The organism is Streptomyces aurantiacus, from assembly GCF_027107535.1.
Lineage (GTDB): Bacteria > Actinomycetota > Actinomycetes > Streptomycetales > Streptomycetaceae > Streptomyces.
Genome location: NZ_CP114283.1, coordinates 4,583,278 through 4,599,684, shown reverse-complemented (window position 1 = coordinate 4,599,684; position 16,407 = coordinate 4,583,278). Strand labels below are relative to the sequence as shown.

The 16,407-nt window shown below is 68.3% G+C and carries 13 protein-coding genes and 5 pseudogenes; 8 read left to right on the top strand and 10 right to left on the bottom strand.

From position 1 onward, the window contains the following. Positions 1-16: 16 nt before the first annotated feature. From O1Q96_RS22300 to O1Q96_RS22290, 3 genes are all read right to left on the bottom strand, one after another. Entirely contained in the window at positions 17-841 is an 825-nt protein-coding gene (locus tag O1Q96_RS22300; RefSeq protein WP_269249881.1) for a hypothetical protein, read from the bottom strand. Next, the gene (locus O1Q96_RS22295; RefSeq protein WP_269249880.1) at positions 841-1,380 is read right to left on the bottom strand and encodes a SigE family RNA polymerase sigma factor; all 540 of its coding nucleotides are present in this window, start codon (positions 1,378-1,380) and stop codon (positions 841-843) included. Before O1Q96_RS22295 ends, O1Q96_RS22300 begins: the two co-directional genes overlap by 1 nt. Positions 1,381-1,916: 536 nt before the next feature. After that, a complete protein-coding gene (locus tag O1Q96_RS22290; protein ID WP_269249879.1) occupies positions 1,917-2,219 on the bottom strand; it encodes a hypothetical protein in 303 nt (100 codons plus the stop codon). A 1,185-nt stretch (positions 2,220-3,404) separates the two neighbouring features. Between O1Q96_RS22290 and O1Q96_RS22285 the strand changes: the two genes are divergently transcribed. Together O1Q96_RS22285 and O1Q96_RS22280 are read left to right on the top strand one after the other, a co-directional pair. Continuing rightward, on the top strand, positions 3,405-3,845 hold the full coding sequence (locus tag O1Q96_RS22285) for a peptidoglycan-binding domain-containing protein (RefSeq protein WP_269249878.1): 441 nt from the start codon (positions 3,405-3,407) through the stop codon (positions 3,843-3,845). Between the two features lie 182 nt (positions 3,846-4,027). Beyond that, a complete protein-coding gene (locus O1Q96_RS22280) occupies positions 4,028-4,480 on the top strand; it encodes a peptidoglycan-binding domain-containing protein (protein ID WP_269249877.1) in 453 nt (150 codons plus the stop codon). Positions 4,481-4,538: 58 nt separating this feature from the next. On the opposite strand, the pseudogene O1Q96_RS22275 reads toward O1Q96_RS22280, so the two are convergent. The 5 genes and pseudogenes from O1Q96_RS22275 to O1Q96_RS22250 form a co-directional block, all read right to left on the bottom strand. Next, positions 4,539-4,782, bottom strand: a pseudogene (locus O1Q96_RS22275) (DALR anticodon-binding domain-containing protein); the annotation flags it as partial. A 177-nt stretch (positions 4,783-4,959) separates the two neighbouring features. Continuing rightward, complete coding sequence (locus O1Q96_RS22270) at positions 4,960-5,190, bottom strand: hypothetical protein (protein ID WP_269249876.1); 231 nt, start codon at positions 5,188-5,190, stop codon at positions 4,960-4,962. A gap of 305 nt (positions 5,191-5,495) precedes the next feature. Further along, complete coding sequence (locus O1Q96_RS22260; RefSeq protein ID WP_269249875.1) at positions 5,496-6,719, bottom strand: helix-turn-helix domain-containing protein; 1,224 nt, start codon at positions 6,717-6,719, stop codon at positions 5,496-5,498. Between the two features lie 155 nt (positions 6,720-6,874). Continuing rightward, positions 6,875-7,877, bottom strand: a pseudogene (locus tag O1Q96_RS22255) (IS5 family transposase). A gap of 72 nt (positions 7,878-7,949) precedes the next feature. Next, positions 7,950-8,740 (bottom strand): annotated as a pseudogene (locus O1Q96_RS22250) (PaaX family transcriptional regulator). An 86-nt stretch (positions 8,741-8,826) separates the two neighbouring features. Between O1Q96_RS22250 and O1Q96_RS22245 the strand changes: the two are divergent. The 3 genes from O1Q96_RS22245 to O1Q96_RS22235 all read left to right on the top strand — a co-directional run bounded on the left by O1Q96_RS22245 (position 8,827) and on the right by O1Q96_RS22235 (position 11,723). Then, positions 8,827-9,132, top strand: a complete 306-nt coding sequence (locus O1Q96_RS22245) for a hypothetical protein (protein WP_269249874.1) — start codon at positions 8,827-8,829, stop codon at positions 9,130-9,132. A 423-nt stretch (positions 9,133-9,555) separates the two neighbouring features. Then, positions 9,556-11,226 carry a RecQ family ATP-dependent DNA helicase gene (locus O1Q96_RS22240; RefSeq protein ID WP_419587061.1) on the top strand — a complete coding sequence of 557 codons (1,671 nt, stop codon included), beginning with the start codon at positions 9,556-9,558 and terminating at the stop codon, positions 11,224-11,226. A 296-nt stretch (positions 11,227-11,522) separates the two neighbouring features. Next, positions 11,523-11,723: a hypothetical protein gene (locus O1Q96_RS22235; protein WP_269249872.1), complete on the top strand. Its 201-nt coding sequence runs from the start codon at positions 11,523-11,525 to the stop codon at positions 11,721-11,723. A gap of 352 nt (positions 11,724-12,075) precedes the next feature. Here the strand turns inward: O1Q96_RS22235 and O1Q96_RS22230 are convergent. Beyond that, positions 12,076-12,288, bottom strand: a pseudogene (locus tag O1Q96_RS22230) (restriction endonuclease); the annotation flags it as partial. A gap of 261 nt (positions 12,289-12,549) precedes the next feature. Here O1Q96_RS22230 and O1Q96_RS44535 point away from each other — a divergent pair. The 3 genes and pseudogenes from O1Q96_RS44535 to O1Q96_RS22220 all read left to right on the top strand — a co-directional run. Next, positions 12,550-12,849 (top strand): transposase, encoded by a 300-nt coding sequence (locus O1Q96_RS44535; RefSeq protein WP_419586931.1) that lies wholly within the window; start codon positions 12,550-12,552, stop codon positions 12,847-12,849. 137 nt (positions 12,850-12,986) lie between these two features. After that, complete coding sequence (locus O1Q96_RS22225) at positions 12,987-13,811, top strand: DUF6236 family protein (RefSeq protein ID WP_419587060.1); 825 nt, start codon at positions 12,987-12,989, stop codon at positions 13,809-13,811. Next, positions 13,781-14,603 (top strand): annotated as a pseudogene (locus O1Q96_RS22220) (transposase); the annotation flags it as partial. The gene O1Q96_RS22225 and the pseudogene O1Q96_RS22220, both read left to right, overlap by 31 nt. Before the next feature lie 122 nt (positions 14,604-14,725). On the opposite strand, the gene O1Q96_RS22210 reads toward O1Q96_RS22220, so the two are convergent. Beyond that, entirely contained in the window at positions 14,726-16,213 is a 1,488-nt protein-coding gene (locus tag O1Q96_RS22210; RefSeq protein WP_269249869.1) for an FG-GAP and VCBS repeat-containing protein, read from the bottom strand. Positions 16,214-16,407: the final 194 nt, after the last annotated feature.

Here is a 16,407-nt window from a genome sequence, read left to right as displayed (position 1 = left end):
GCCCGCATCGCTCACCTCACCCCGTGACCTCCGCCTTCTCGTAGTTCACTCCGTCCGGTCCCAGGCACACGAACCAGTCCTTCTGGGAGCCGTCCACCTCGCGGATCAGGTTCTTGAAGTCGCCGGCCCCCGCAGCGGCCCGTTCCACCCGGGTCTTCGCGCCGTCGCCCCAGGTGCAGGTGACCTCCTGGACGGTCCGGGCGACCTGACCGATCACCAGGCGCTGCGGGGCGTCGACCCGGTCGGTGTCCAACGGCCTCGAGTACACCTCGAGATTCTTGTCCGAGACCAGGCCGTCCTTGCTGAATAGTCTCAGGATCACCGTCGACGACTTGCCCTCCACGGTCAGGTGCACGAAGAACCAGCTCTCGCCCACCAGGTCCGAGGCCTTCTCCACCTTGACCGGCTCCTCCCCGTACAGGGCCATCTCGGCGAGCTGGGCGCGTGCCTTCGCCGTGGTCTTCGGCGCGGTCCAGACGGCGGCGTCGACCTTCCACTTCCTGCCGTGGTCCGTGCCCCTGGCCAGAGTCGTCACCCGCCGTTCGGGACTCTGCTTCGCCGTCCCCGCCGAGGGCCGCGCGGCCACCTGCCCCGCCTCGTGCCCGCCGCCCGTGCCTCCCGCCAGCGCCAGTGTCGTCCCCGTGGACCCCGCGATCACCGCCGCGGCCGCGGCGGCCACCGCCCAGCGGCGCGTCTTGCGGCGCCTCCCTCCCCGTAGCACCGCCTGATAGGGGGCCGAGCCGACCTCGACCTCGTCCGCCGCGTCCGCCAGCAGGAGGGCGATGTCCGTGTGCGCCTCGTCGTACGTCATGTCGTGGTTCGCCTCCCTGTCCCCGCTCATCACTTCCGCCCTCCGTTCGTGAGTGCCTCGGCCAGTCCAGGCAGGGCGCGGAGTTTCGCGATCCCCCGCGCCGTGTTGCTTTTCACCGTGCCAACGCTGCATCCCATGGCCTCCGCCGCCTGCGCCTCGCTCAGGTCCTCCCAGTACCGCAGGACCACCGCCTCCCGCTGTCGCGCGGGCAGTGCGGCGAGCACCGTCAGCAGCGCGCCGCGGTCGTCCGCCCGCGCGATGCGGTCGTCGGCGTCGGGCAGCTCGTGGGTGAGGCCCGAGTAGTCCTTCGGCGCCAGGAACTCCTTGAGGCGTCTGCGGTGCCTGCGGGCGTGCGCGTTGATCATCACGCGCCGTACGTACGCGTCGGGATCGTCGGCCACGCCGACCCTGCGCCAGGCCGCATAGGCCCGTTCGAGCGTCGACTGGACCAGGTCCTCCGCGGCATGCTGCTCCCCCGTGAGCAGGAAAGCCGTGCGCAGCAACCGTGGCCAGCGGCCGACGACGAAGCTCTGGAACTCCGCGTCCCGAGCCTCTTTCCGATCCAACATGGTCACCTCCTAGATGGTTGAAGGAGTCCATGAGGATCGGATTTCGTTGCACCGCCGCGCGGAGGATTTTTTTCGAGCCTCGGGCCCGGAGATTGTGCGGCAGGCCCGCGCGGCCGTGGCCTCACGCCTGCCGCACCGGCACCTTCCGCGGCAGCAACAGCATCTGTCAATCCCCTGGTTCCGTAGAGACTTTGGTTACTGGAGTGCGTTCGCATCATCCGCCGCAGCATCCCGTCCCAGCTCGGAGTGACCACCGCCAGGCTCACCCGCTCCTACAGGGAGGCCGGACGGGAGGCACGCAGCCGCCTCCTTCCGGCCCGCCGCGGCCGGAACTGCCCGCGTGCGATCAAGAAGCCGAATCGATGGCCGGTGCTCAGGACCCGTGCCAGACGCAACATGGTGCAGCCCGGCCGCTGGGCCCACAACCCGACCTCGATGCCGAAGAGCAGCCGCCGGGCGGGACGACCGGCGTTCAAGGAAACGTAAGCCTTGCCACCGCTGCCATCGGCCTGCCTGACTCCCGTAGACGCCTCAGTTCAATTGCCGCGCTTGAACCTGTTGAGGTCGCAGACGTCTGGATCACCCCGGTACTCATAGAGGCGAGGGACCTGCCGGCTTCCGTCGACATACAGCCCCGTGCCGTAGTAACCACCCTCCTCCGAACTGTTCCAGTAGTCACTGATCCTGTGGAACGTCAGCGAGATGGGGTAATCGACGCTGTCAGTGTTGGTCAGTTCCCACGTCCCGTTGCCGTCTCTCAGCTCTGGTGGGCCCTCGGCACCCTCAAGGTCCGTCGACCACCCCGTCGTCGTGAACGTTCCATCACCCTTGAGGGTCACGGAACGGTCTGCTGCATCTCGATAGGTGCCGACCAGATCCCGACTGGCCATTCCGTCCGGCTGTTGGCCCTCCCCTGGGCAAGGTGAGTATCTGGCGAAGCACCCTGTCGTGGTCGAGATAGCGGCCAGAGTCAGTGCCCCCACAAGGCTGCCGAGCCTTCGGTTCATGTTCCCCCCTGCAGCGTCGAGAATGTCCTGAGGCTGTACCGGAGCGGCAGGTACAAGCCGCTGGACTGCAAGTTGTCCCGTACTACCCGCTCCATCATCGCCGTAGCGGCCGCCAGCACCGTGCGCGGGCCGGTTGAGGCGACTTCTCACTCCTCGTGGTTAAGGCAGCTGCATTGGCCGGCGAAGGCCCCTGGTACCACGCAGCCCGACCACTTCCCGGATGCTGTCGCAACCTCAGGGCCCGTCACGGCTTCTGCCCTGACGGTCTGGGGCGTCGGTGACCTGCAGGTGAGCTGCAACCAGCAGGAGACCTCTGGGATTGCCGGCCCTGCAGGTGAGAGGAGAGAAGACACTCTCGCCTTCACTCCTGTCACGATTCCCACCGTGCAGCCCGCTCTGCTTCTCCCCAGCCAGGCCGTTGTCGAGTCTTGCGGATCACCGGACCTGGAGCCACGGATCTGACGGACCCGTAGGGCGCTTCTCGTGGTCCCAGCGGTAGCGGCAGTCGAGCTCAACAGGTCGCGGCTGTAAACCAGAGGTGGTCTCGACCGTCGCCTTGCCTGTATTCCGGTGTGTGCGGCGGCCGTTCCTTGTGGGTCAAACGACCGGCACACTCCGCGACCGGGCCGGGCTACTGTGCCCGTCGTACGTGGCTGACACCGGCCATGGCGGCCGCGCATGACCTCACGTGCAGGGCGACCCTCGCCTGACGCGGCGTCAACTTTAGACAGTGCACGACTGACAAAGTTCCCTGCATGGACGACAAAGGCCGAAGCGCACGATGACCCTAAAGTCCATGGGCGAGGCCAGGGAAAGGGAGGCACATGCGCGCCATTTCGCGCGGGCTGCAGGTTCTACTTACGGCTACTTGGATGACCGTCGCGACGCTCTCGTTTTTGCCGTCGCCGCCGGTTCCCTCGTCCGCCGCCAGGGGCCTGCCGACCGCTGCGTGAGCCTTTGGTCGCATGTACAGGCAAGATCTCAAATCGTCCACTTCTGTGCAGTTATGGGGGATTCGTGAGGAAGTTCAGTAAGAAGATCAAGACGCTCGCCGTGGCGGGAAGCCTCGCCGCGAGCGTGCTCGGCGGCGCCGTCGCTACGGCCCCCGCCGCGAACGCCGCCGTGCAGGGACACTGCAACAGCACTGCTACCCCCAGTTGGCCCGGCGGGTACATGGTTATGCCCGCCACCCATTGGAAGGGGAGCGTCCTGTGCTGGATGGACTACGGCAGCACGGGCGGGGGCGTGTGGGCGCTGCAGCGTGACCTCCAGCAATGCTACGGGGCCAAGATCAAAGTCGACGAGGTCTTCGGCAGGGACACCCGCACTGCGCTGATAGCCGCGCAGAAGAAGGAGGGCATCACGGCAGACGGCCTGTACGGGGAGCAGAGCGCCATGCACCTCAAGCACCAGCTCGTGATAAACGGGGAGATCGCTGGCTGCGGTTCGCGCCGATAGCAGGCCGCGAACCTCTCAAGTAGCCCGAGGGGTCGATTCAGCAGGTCAGCGTCTGGGACCTCCCGGGATGACGCCACTTCTGCGTCAGCTGCGGCCGGACATCGCGCCGAAGCCGCAGTCTCGTTGCGGAGCCGGCCTGTGCGGTCGGTTCCGTTCATCGCACGTCAACGGAGGGGAACAGCATGCGAGCTCTCACGAAGGCACTCGTCAGTGTCACCACCGCCGTCGGGATCGCCGTCGGCGGCCTGGCCACCGCGGGCACGGCCATGGCGGCTCCCGCGCCGACCCAGCAGCAGACGACGAGCGCCGAGACCGTCGCACCGCTCGCGGTGGTCAACCTCGGCCTGAGCAAGGAACAGGCCAAGAACCTCCAGCGCATTCTGAAGAGGGACTGGCGCTACACCGGCGAGATCGACGGGCTGCTCGGCACCGGGAGCTGGAAGGCGATGCAGCGCTACCTCGTGCTGTTCGGCTACCCGTCGAACGAGATCGACGGAAAGGTCGGACCCAACACGATCACGGCGTTGCAGAGCATGCTGAAGCAGCACTATCGCTACACCGGCGAGATTGACGGAATCGCCGGATCGGGGACCAAGGCCGCGTTCAAGCGGTTCGCCAACGACATGGCCTCCTAGGAACACACCGCGGCCCGTCCTTCCCGTGGGAGAGGACGGGCCGCGGTTGCGTTGGATCTCAGAGGCGCTCGGGCGTTCTGATGCCCAGCAGGGCCATCCCCTGGTGCAGCGTGCAGGCCGCGACATCGCGCAGGAACAGGCGGTTGTCCACCTGCTCGGGCGTCTCGGCCTTCAGGATCGGGCACTTGTCGTAGAAGGACGTGCACAGCGACGCACCTGGTACAGGTACGCCCCGCCAGCTTGTGCGGGGTGTACTCCTTCGCCGCGTCCGATAGGCCGCCAACTGCGGGTCTCGCTGCATCTGGGGAGCAGTCGCATCATCCGAGCCGACGTCCAGGATGGCTAGAGCCTGTCCCGCTTCTACGCCTGAGCCCAGTCGTCGAACGTCCGTCCCATCCCCGTCCCAGCACGGAGGCCGAGCCCCAGCTCAAGCCGTCGAGGCCGTCCCGTCGTCCCACGACGAGTCGTTTCCTTGCTGGTCATCGGTGTGTCCTGCCAGCGTCGAGCCCGTTCGACACCAGCAGTTCCACCGAACGAAGGGGAAAGTGAATGCGACCGAACGTCCTCAAGAGGTCGATCGTCAGCGTCACCGCCGTCATAGGCCTGGCGGCCGGGACCCTGGCCGGCGCGGGCACGAGCTTCGCGGCGCCCGCGCCGGCCTCGAAGGCGGCGGTGAGTTCCGAGGCCGTCTCCGTGCTCGCGGTGAACAACTTTGGCCTGAGTGCCGCGCAGGCCAAGAACATCCAGCGCTGGCTGGCGGACAGCTGGAACTACAACGACAGAATCGACGGGGAGCTGGGCACCAACAGCTGGAAGGCGTTCCAGCGCTGCCTGGAGAAGCACTGGAAGTACAAGGACACGATCGACGGAGACCCTGGCGCCAACACGATCAAGGCGCTGCAGCGCCTGCTGCAGTACTACTGGGACTACACGGGCTCGATCGACGGAATCGCCGGAGACGGGACCAGGGCCGCGTTCAAGCGGATGGCCGACGGCCACGCCGGTCGGCATCCCGTCAGCGCTCCGTGGCAGAGGCGGTCGTCGAAGGTGCGGTCGTCGAAGGGACCGCCGAGGGAGTCGGACGCAGGGACCGCGCGCAGTGCGGCCAGTCGTGGAAGCCGCGCTTCTGGCTCCACAGACGCTTGGCGGCCCGGATGTTCCATTCGGGATCCAGCGCCTTGCGCGGTGTACCGCCTAGTTCACGCAGCCGCTTGTCGGAGATCTGGAACAGCCCCCAGTTCCGTGAACCGTCCGTGTTCGGCAGGATGTGCAGGGGGTCCAGGAACGACTGGCAGTCGGCGATGGAGACGGCGTCGTCCGGTGCCTCGGTGAACACCTGCCGGATGCGCTCGCGGACCTTCTCCGGCGACCAGGTGTCCATGCGTACCCGCGACTCGTACAGGGCCTTCTTCGTCGGGGTGCCGACGACCCCGTTCGGGGTGATGTCCGCGAACACCTGGAACGCCGTCACCCGGCGCAGTGTCTCGGGGCCGAAGGAGCTGTCCACACCGATCTCGGCGCCGCGGCGCTCGAGTTGCCGCTGCACCTCGCGTACGCACTTGTCCTGTTGGCCCATGCTCACGACGGGCTTGCAGCCCGTCGCGAACAGCAGCCGCCCGTCCTGCCGCGCGCCCGCCGTCCCGCTGGGGGATTCGGTGCGCGAGGAGATCGCGGACACTCCCCAGGCCGTGAGGGCGAGCACGACGGCGGTGACCACGGCGGTGACGGCGGTACGCCTCCCGCGGCGGCTCAGCGACGGCCGTCGTCCCGCCTGCGAGGACGACGGCGTCTCCGTGGCCTCCGTGGCCTCCGTGGCCTCCGTGGCCTCCGTGGCCTCCACGACTAATGAGGGCGCCATCGGGCCCGCCAGGGTTTCTCGGGTCTCCACCACCGGCGGGGCTCCCCCGGGCTCGGGAGCCTCCTGAAGCTCCGAGGTGGCCTCCGTCGCTTCCGCCGCCTTCCCCGCCTCCGCCGGTACGGCTCGGTCCCCCCGCTCCGTGTCGGCCAGGGCCCAGAGCCGGTGCAGTTCACGCAGTTCGGCGGGCATCGCCCCGCAGACGGTGGCGATGCGGTGCGCGGTGCCGTAGTTCTGTGGGACCGATGAGCCCGTGCAGTAGCGGTGAAGGCTGGAGCGGCTGATACCGGTCTTCTGCGCGAGGGCCTCGTAGCTGTAGTCGGCCCTCTCCCGCAAAGCGCGCAGCCGAGAGGCGAACCGCTCGGCATCTCCGTATCGCACCATGATGATCCCCCCTGATATGAGAGCACCCTGGTTGTCGTCCCGACGACGTCCCAGGGGTCCGGTGTTGTCCCCAGGCCGGGACGCGGTCGGCATCCTAGTACCGCAACGGTTTTCGACGTGACTGTTGCAGTGCTAGGGCCTGTGTGACGTTGTGATCAGCCAGTTGCCTCCAGCAGGTCGTTGATCCAGATCATTGAGGCACGGAGGTGGAGGCCGGCGAGGTAGCTCTCGGGCGACTTGTCGTATCGAGTGGCGATGCCCCGCCAGGCCTTCAGCTTGTTGATGAGCCGCTCGACCGTGTTCCGCTCCTGGTAAAGATCACTGTCGTGGCACGTGGGGCGGCCGCCTCGGCGCCCCTTCTTCTTCCGGTTGGCGGCCTGGTCCTTCTTCTCCGGAATGACTGCCTTGATGCCGCGTTTCCTGAGGTAAGAGCGGTTGGCGCGGGACGAGTAGGCCTTGTCCGCGGCGACAGCGCCGGGCCGGGTTCGAGGCCGGCCGACAGGCAGACGGACCCGAATCCTCTGCAACACGGGACGAACTGCGGGCTGTCACCGGCCTGTCCTGCGGTCAGCACGAGGGACAGCGGACGGCACCTGCGGTCCGCGGCGAGATGAATCTTGCTCGTCAGTCCGCCACGGGATCTGCCGAGCAGGGCCTGGTTCAGCCGGAACTTGCGCCGTCGCCTGATGCGCCGTCGCTCTTCCTGCTCGGGGCCGTCCCCGCCGTCCTGCCCGTTCTGTCCCGGCGGGTCGCCCTTTTTTGCCGGGTCCGCTCCTGTTCGGCGGCGGCTTCCTCAAGGGCATCCATGACGTCCTTGCCGAGGTGCATCCCGGCTGCGTCGTGGTGGGCGCGGGCCGTAGTGGAGTCCACGCTGACCAGGGACAAGTCCGTCTGTCCCCGGCGAGCAGCCTCCGCGATCATGCCTTCCAGAAGAGCGGAGAAGACTCCGGCGTCCCGCCAGACGCGAAAGCGCCCGTAGACCGTCGGCCACGGTCCGAACTCGGAGGGCATCTCGCGCCACTGGGCGCTGGACCGAAACCGCCAGATCACCCCCTCGAACTGCTCCCGCAGCCGCTCGGGGTACGGACCGTACTCGCCTATCGGCAGATACGGCTCGATGAACTCCCACTGCTCGTCGGTGAGTTGCGTACGTGTCACACCCAGCGTCCTACCAGGTCCCGTCCCCGCACGGGACCAGAACCCGAGAATGATCACGACCTCACACAGGCCCTAGGAGCCCGGCCGCACGGGCACCAGGTCGAGAAGTCGTTCCGCCGACTCCCGCGCGAGCGGGGTCAGGCGGTCGTAGACCGTTCGGAACGTCTTCTCGGCCTGTTCGGCGGGCCAGTCGTCGGGCAGGTGCTTGACCGGTAGCCGGGGGTCCTGGCGGATGACCTGGAGCCACTGGGTCGACAGGCACAGGCGCAGCGCGAGGGCCTCGTCGGGCTCGGGTGTCGTCGTCTCCCAGTGCTGCCAGCCGCGCACGAACGCCTCGTAGCGCGCGGCCAGTTCGCCGAGTTCCCAGGTCTCCTCGATCATCGCACCGATGTCCATGCCCGCGTCCGCGTGGGCCCGGAAGACCTTCACATGGGCGGACAGAGCGAGCTCGGCCACCAGCGTGGACACGTCGACCTCGCCGAGCGCGATCCACAGTCCGCCGAACAGCGGGCCGAAGCCGGTCCAGGTCAACTGCGCGCGCAGGTCGTGCCGTTGGCGCTGCCAGGACTCGGGCAGTGAGAAGCCGAGCAGCGTCCAGGTGCCGTCCCAGTGGCGGTTGACCGCCCTGCCTCCCAGATCCGCTGCTCGCCGTCCCGCAGCACGGCCTCCAAGCGCTCGGTCAGCCCGAAGGACATGCGCCGGCCCTCGCGCTGCCGTCGCAGCAGGCCGCGGCCCACCATGCGGGTCAGCGTCGAGCGGGGCGCGTGTTCGCCGACGCCCGCGCGCCCGAAGACGTCGATGACGCTTCCGGAGTACACGCAGACGTCACGGCCGAGCACCCGGTCGCCCAGGAACGACAGCATGAGGGACTGGGGTCGCAGCGCCTCGTCAGTGGTCACCGTGGTCACCCGGCCACCTGACCCGCGACAGCCTGGAGGGCAGCGAGTTCGTGGACCACTACACGGACGCGCTCGCGGAGGTCATCAAAGCCAAGCGGGAAGGGCACGCACTTCCCGCGGCTGCGGAAGTTGAGGCGCCGGCCGGGCAGGTCGTCGACCTCATGTCCGCACTGGAGGCGACCGTGCAGAAGGCGCGGGCCTCCCGCGGCAAAGACGGCGACGCCGACGTCCACGAACTGCCCGCGAAGAAGAAGACCACGGCCAAGAAGACAGCGAAGAAGGCAACCGTCAAGAAGACCACCGCGAGGAAGAGTGCGGCGCAGAAGTCGGCGGCGAAGCCGAAACGCAGCGCGTGATCCGCCCCGAGGAGAGGGCCGGATGATGATGCCACGGCAACACGCTGACCAAGATCATCTCGACGAGATCCACTTCCGATGGACCTTAGAGCAGAACAAGGGGGTCTCCGGCGCGCACCTGTCCTGGCGACACGACCGTGGCAAGCCCATCCAACCGCATGTCGTGCGCCTTCGTGATGGCCCGCAATACCAGAGGGGAGTGGGGGAGGTCCTGCTGAGCCTCGTTGGTCATCACGCATCGCTCACTCGATCGCACGAAAGCCCCTCAAGGCAGTCGTGACGCTCGCGGGCCTGCCGCGACCGTGCCGTCGCAGTCCGAGCCTGGCGATCGGACTGCTTCGAGCCGGGGCGGGCACTAGACCCACCACCGCCCGTCCGGTTCCGCCCCGGTCGCGCGCAACCGCTTCGGGAGTCCCTTTGCCGATCAGCCTGTTCGTCGCCCGCCGTCTCCGCAGAGCCGCACGGGTGGCCTTCGGATGGGACGAGTTGCGTCCCGGCCAGCTCACCGCGATGAAAGCGGTCATGCGCCGCAGGGACGCCATGGTGGTGATGCCGACCGGCTCGGGCAAGTCGGCGGTGTACCAGGTGCCGGGCATGCTGCTCCCCGGTCCGACGCTCGTCGTGTCACCGTTGATCGCTCTCCAGCGGGACCAGATCGCCGGACTGCTGCGGAACAGCGGCCAGACCGCCGTCGCCGTCAACTCGTCGATGTCCAGGGCCCAGAACGAGCAGGCATGGGAGAGCGCGAGCGACGGAACGGCCCGGTTTCTCTTCCTCGCCCCGGAACAGCTCGCCAAGCAGGACGTGCTGGAGCGGCTGGCCGCGCTGAGACCGTCCCTCTTCGTCGTGGACGAGGCGCAGTGCGTGTCCTCCTGGGGCCACGACTTCCGGCCGGACTACCTCAGGCTCCGCCAGGCCGCCGAGAGCATCGGGCGCCCTCCCATCCTCGCCCTCACCGCCAGCGCCGCCGCACCGGTGCGAGCCGACATCGTCGAGCAGCTCGGCATGCGCAAGGCCCACGAGGTGGTGGCCGGGTTCGACCGGCCCAACATCCGCCTGGAGGTCACTCACTTCCTGGACAACGCGGCCAAGCGGCGCGCCGTGGTGGAGCGAGCTGCGGCCGAGCCCAAGCCGGGCATCGTCTACGTCTCCACCCGCAAGGACGCCGAGGCGTACGCCGCCGAGCTCGGCGAACTCGGCCTGAGCGCCGCCGCCTACCACGCGGGCAACCGGTCGGCCGACCGCAGCGCGGTCCACGACCGCTTTCTCGGCGGCGAGTTGGACGTGGTGGTGGCCACCTCGGCATTCGGCATGGGCATCGACAAGCCCGACGTACGGTTCGTACTGCACGCCGCGGTGCCCGGGTCCCTCGACGCCTACTACCAGGAGATAGGCCGGGCAGGCCGGGACGGCGAGCCGTCCCGAGCCATCCTGCACTACCGCGTCGAGGACCTGGGCCTGCAGAAGTTCTTCTCCACCGGCCGCCCAGACGCGGACACCATCGCCGACGTCGCCCGCCTCGTACGGGACCGTGCGACCCCCGTGACACCGACGGAACTCCAGGAAGAGACCGGCCTGTCCGCCAGCCGGCTGACCGCCGTCCTCAACCTCCTGGAGAGTGCCGGAGCCCTCACCACGGAACGCGGAAAGGTGGCCCCGGTCCACGGGGCCGATGCGGAGGAAACCGCCACGCGGGCCGTGGAGTTGAGCAACGCGCACGAGAGCATGGAGCGCTCCCGGGTCGACATGATGCGCGGCCTGGCCGAGACCACCGGCTGCCGACGGCGTTTCCTGCTCGGCTACTTCGGCGAGCGCCTCAACTCCCCCTGCGGCAACTGCGACCGATGCGAACAGCGGCCCACCGGCACCGCCGCCAGCGCCGTCCCCGGCCCGTCCCGCCCCCGCACCGCCTCACCCACGCGCCACGACCACCCGTTTCCGCCCGGCACCGCGGTCCACCACCCGCAGTGGGGTGACGGCGAGGTCCTCACCGAGGAGGAGAACCGGATCACCGTCCTGTTCGCCTCAGTCGGCTACCGAACCCTGTCACTGCCGGTGATCCTGGAGAAGAACCTGCTCACAGCCGCTTCCTAGACGGAGGCCCGGTCCATGCCGCGAAGGGCTTCGGGCATCCCGTTCCCGCAGAGGCTGGCGGTGACCGGGTAATCGCCGAAGGGCCCGTACCCGGCACGACAAGAGAGAACATGCTGAACAGTGGGCTTGATCCGCTTTGACGGACATCCGAGAGCAGGGATTCCGCACCGGGAGGATGTCCATCAAAGCGGATCAAGCCCACTGAACGTCATGACCGATCGCAGCGACAACTTCACGAGCGGGCGGAAGCTGAACCCGAAGCAGGCCGTGAAGGTCATCGAGCGAGGGAGTCCGTGATGGAGAACGCCACCGAGCCGCGGAGGCCGCTCGCGCCCTATGTGGCCATGGCTGAGCTCCTCGTGTCCGAACGGATCGACGCACTGGAGTTCGAGTCGAGGTTCTGGTCCGAGTTCCGCGGTCTGCAGGACATCTCCGACAAGGACTTCGTTGCGCTGAACGAATCTTCTACGTCGTTGAAGACTTCGTGGCGGATGTGACCGCGCAGGATCCCGGAGACGTGACGGAGGCCGAACTGCTGGCCGGAGCGAGGGCCTTCCTCAACGCCTGTCAGGGGCGATGAAAGCCGCGGCAGTCTGAGCAAGCGGGCCCGCCGACGACTTGAACCAGTCATCGCCGGGGGCCCACCTCTGATACGGCCCTCGCCGGATCCGTCCCGCACGATGATCAGGAGCGCCCTGCTGCAACGGGAAGTCGACGAGGCCGGCGCCTTCTGGGAATGGACCAGGCGCCGGCCTTCGTGCTGCGCCGCTGTGACGTGCTGGAGCCACCCGTTCCCAACGTGCAAGTGCGGTCTCAGCCTTTGGCGGCATCCTCCAGCTCAGCCTCGGTTCAGCTCAAGGGAGTTGACCTCCGAGGAGGCGGAACGGCCCGCAGCAGTTCCCACAGAGGACAGGAGCCGGCCGCCCACACACCAAGCATCTGCCGGTCGACCAGGTGCAACCGCTGCTGCTTGGCGAAGTCCCGGCCGGGCTGCGAGATGCGGCCGTTGGTCACCATCACCACGACGTCCGCCCCGTGCACCGGCCTGGCCGTGCCGTTGAGCCAACACTGCTCCTGACCTGCAGTATCTCAACAGCTGGCCCGGCTCGGCTCGGGTACCCGCACGCCGTATCGCATCGATCAACTGTCGTCGGGATCCGCGGTCGACATTCCGCTGGCTCAAATGATCTTGAGTGGTGGATCATGGCTGGGTGATACGTCGCCATGAACTGTCGGATGCCGAGTGGGAGCTCGTCCGGCCGCTCCTGCCCGGGTCGTTGCGGGGCCGGAAGCGGCTGAACGACCGGATTGTGCTCGGGGATCGTGTGGAAGTTCCGGACCGGCACCGCGTGGCGGGACGTGCCCGAGCGGTACGGTCCGCGGCACACGCTGCACACCCGCTTCCGCCGCTGCGCCCTGGACGGCAGCTTCGAGCGGATGCTACGTGCCGCCCAGGCACAGGCACATGCAGCCGGGGACATCGACTGGCTGCTGGGCAGTGGTGGGGCTGGAGGCCATCGGGCATTTTCCTCGGCGTCCGGCACGGGAGAAGCAATGAGTCCATCCTGGCGTACGGACAGGGTCCGGCGCGGTGCGGATCCGCGCACCGCACCGGGACGGTGAGGGCAGGCGGATGCTGTGGTTTCCGCGCTCGCTGATCTTTCGGCATCGGGCGGCCACCAGATTCCCGACGGCCTTGCGCCGCCGCGGCCGAACGGCCAACCGTGGACGTCGTCTTGGCCGTGTGGTTCCGGGGGCTCATGGTGCCGGGATCAACTACGGTTTCCTGGCGGGCTGCCGAGGGGGCGGTCGTCGGTCAGGAGTTGTCATGCTGCCGCAGGTGGGGCTGTACTACCCCGTTCATCCACTTCCGTAACGAGCGGTGGCTGAAGACCGCTGCGCTGTACTGGCGGGAGCTGGCGCGCGTCGTGCCGCAGGGCTACCGCCTGGCGGACTCGCGGACCTGCCGTGTGCCGTGCGAGGAACTCGGCTTCATCACGCCGGTGGACCCGGCGCAGACCGCCCGGCAGGTGGCACCCCTGTTCCTCAACGTCGTTGCCCGTCACGGCGAGGCCCTGCGCGCCGCCGGATACGCAGTGTCGCCGGCGTGGGACGACTGGGACCGCCGCGCGAGGGATCCCTTCAAACCGGAGCCGCCGCTCGCACTGGGACACGCGACGAGGCACACCCACAGCGGGCTGCCCGCGCGTGCGGGCGTTGCCGCCTCCTACGAGAAGGAGTTCACCCCCGAGCTGCGCGCGGTGCTCATGGAGTCTGGATTGGCAGCCGATGTGCGGCGCAGGCCTGGACTGCGAGAGCGGCAGTCCCTCGCGTACGGGCGCTGGATGGCAATGGACGCCCGACTGGCCTGGGTCTACAAGTGCGCGTTCGTCGAGGTCCTCGCGCGCCAGGGCCGGTACACGCCCACGACGGACCAGCAGGATGCGAACCTGGCGTCGGACGGCTGGGATACGGACCGCATTGCCCAGAGCCTGCTCGACGCTCCGGACGTGGCAGCGGCCGCTGGGCCGGATGACCTCACCGATGCGGTGGGAACCTGTGTGACGCTGCCCTCGGCGAGGTGAAGGCACCCAGCACCTGCTGGGCCACCGTACTGGACGCGCCTATTTATGACGGTCCCCGCGCCCAGACCACCCTGGAACGCCGGCACCAGGTCCACGGTCTGCTCGACCAGGGCGTGGGTCTGCTCGAATGCGCCCGCCGCCTGCAACTGGCCGTGAACACCGTCAAACGCTACGCCCGAGCAGACCGGCCAGAGCGGATGCTCCGCGTCCCCAAGTACCGAGCCGGCCTGGTCGACCCCTACCACGAGCACCTGCGAAAACGCCGGGCCGAGGACCCTGGCGTCCCCGTCCTGCACCTCTTCGAGGAAATCAAAGCCCTGGGCTTCACGGGCTGCCTGAACCTCCTGCACAAGTGCATCAACCAAGGCCGCGCGGACGCCGACCGCAGCCATTTCTCCCCGCGCCGGCTCGCCCGGATGCTGCTGACCAGGCCCGACAACCTCAAGGCCGAGCAACACGAGCTCCTGGCCAAGCTGACTGCCGCCTGCCCCGAGATTATCCAACTGGCCGTAGCTATCAGGGACTTCGCCCCGCTCCTTGCACCTCACGCCGGCCATGCCGACGCACTCTCACATTGGATCGTCCAGGTCCGCGGCGCCGACCTGCCCCACCTGCATGCCTTCGCCCGACCGAGGTCTAGAACGAGACCGCGACGCCGTTGACGCCGCCCTCACGCTTCCGTACTGCAACGGCCCCACTGAGGGCGTCAACACCAAGACCAAGCGGATCGCGCGCCAGATGCACGGACGAGCAGGCTTCACCCGTCTTCGCCACCGCATCCTCCTCGGATAGGCGGCACGCTCCGTCACCACCGAATGTGAGACAGGGCCGCTCGTTTGACAGACCCTTTCTCGGCCGGACATGGCGGTGGGGCGGCACGCGGCCGCCCCACCGCAGTGCTGTGGATCGATCGGTCAGCGCAGGAACGCGCCGAAGTGCACACGCGTGGCGGGCGCGCCGAGGTCACCGGCGCCGAACGCAAACGATGACGTGGCGGTGAGGCCGCTCGCCGTGCCGTTCAGCACCCAGACCGCGCCGTTCTGCTCGTTCTCGGCCGTGGAACCGGCTGCGAGGTCGGCGTGGCCGTCGCCGTTGAGGTCCAGGAGAGCGGTGCTCACACCGAACTCGTCGCTGTTCTCGGCGACTCCGGGGATACCGGCGGTGTCCTGATGGAAGGTCTTGGTTCCGGCGCCCGTGGCGCCGGAGGCGCTGCCGGGGACCAGGGCGATCGAGCCGGCGTCGTAGATGTCGCCGATGTCCTCGCCCGGGATGCCGAGCGCGATGTCGGCGTAGCCGTCACCCGTGACGTCCGCGACCGAGACCGACGCGCCGATCTCGTCCTCCTCTTCCTCGACTCCGGGGAACCCGGGGCTGTCCTGATTGAAGGTCTGGACGCGGTCCGAGGACAGGCCGGTGGCCGAACCGAGAGCGACCTTGACGGTGCCGCTGCCCCAGTCGTTGCCGACCACGACGTCGTCGAAGCCGTCGTTATTGACGTCCCCGACGCCGGTGCCCGTCCTGTTGCCGGCGGCCTCACCGGGGACCCAGCCGCTCCTGAAGCCCGTGCTGCCGCCACCGAGGAGCAGGCGGTTGCCGTAGACGCCGTCGCCCTTGTACTCCCAGACGACGATGTCGTCCTTGCCGTCACCGTTGACGTCACCGGTCTCGGTGGAGGTGTAGGGGCCGCTGATGGAGTCGGCGTCCTCCTCGCAGCCGCCGTTGGTGGCGCAGGAGGCGTCGTCGGCGTCGTAGCCCCACCACAGGGACTTGTCCAGGACGGGCAGGACGGCTGTGGGCGTGCCGGTCCGCGAGATCGGGCCCTTCCACACGGCGGCGGCGCTGCTGGGGGCTTCGTCGCCGAAGGAGGACACCTGCTCGAACAGGGCGAGGTCCGTCTTGCCGTCGCCGTCGAAGTCACCGGCGGTGGGTGACTGCCCGTACCTGGGTATGGCCGTGCCGCCGGTGAGTCCGGAGGCGGAGCCCCAGAGGATGACGGAGCCGGGAACGCCGCCCGAGATGACCAGGTCGCTGAAGCCGTCGCCGTCCAGGTCGCCCTTGGTGAAGTTGGTCCCGAAGCGCTGGTTGGCGGTGGCGGAGCCGGGAACGCCGCTGGTGGAGCGGCTGATGAGCTTCTTGTTGCCGGCGGAGACCCCACTGGCGGAGCCGTACGTGACGGCCACGTAGCCCGCCTTGGCCTGGCTGGAGATCGTGGCGTCGGGTGCCGACACGACCAGGTCGGCGTATCCGTCGCCGTTGAAGTCGTCCTGCGCGTCCGCGGACCCGGTGGCCGCCAGCGCCGGGGCTGAGGTGAGAGCCATGGCGCCGAATCCTCCGGCGACCAGCACCGCGGCTGCCAGGGGTGCGGTGAGCGCGGTACGAGTTCGGCGGTGTGCTCGGGACATACATGAGCCTTTCGAGTCGGTCGGTTCTGCCCGCGGAATCCCGCGTTCAGTGACTTCGACTCGGTCCGGGCGCCCCCAGTTGTACGCCCCGATGTCATGGATTCGTAACCGAGGAGACGGGTGTGGCGCTGAACTCCCTTTGTGTCACAGGGAGTTCAGCGCGTGTCACCGTCGGTCTACCAGATCGCCTCGAC

Excerpts from the sequence above, each read along its gene's own strand:
- O1Q96_RS22235 (WP_269249872.1), top strand. The coding sequence starts at position 11,523 with ATGGAGAACGCCACCGAGCCGCGGAGGCCGCTCGCGCCCTATGTGGCC.
- O1Q96_RS22210 (WP_269249869.1), bottom strand. The coding sequence starts at position 16,213 with ATGTCCCGAGCACACCGCCGAACTCGTACCGCGCTCACCGCACCCCTG.
- O1Q96_RS22280 (WP_269249877.1), top strand. The coding sequence starts at position 4,028 with ATGCGAGCTCTCACGAAGGCACTCGTCAGTGTCACCACCGCCGTCGGG.
- O1Q96_RS22300 (WP_269249881.1), bottom strand. The coding sequence starts at position 841 with ATGAGCGGGGACAGGGAGGCGAACCACGACATGACGTACGACGAGGCG.
- O1Q96_RS22295 (WP_269249880.1), bottom strand. The coding sequence starts at position 1,380 with ATGTTGGATCGGAAAGAGGCTCGGGACGCGGAGTTCCAGAGCTTCGTC.
- O1Q96_RS22260 (WP_269249875.1), bottom strand. The coding sequence starts at position 6,719 with ATGGTGCGATACGGAGATGCCGAGCGGTTCGCCTCTCGGCTGCGCGCT.
- O1Q96_RS22225 (WP_419587060.1), top strand. The coding sequence starts at position 12,987 with ATGGTGCCGGGATCAACTACGGTTTCCTGGCGGGCTGCCGAGGGGGCG.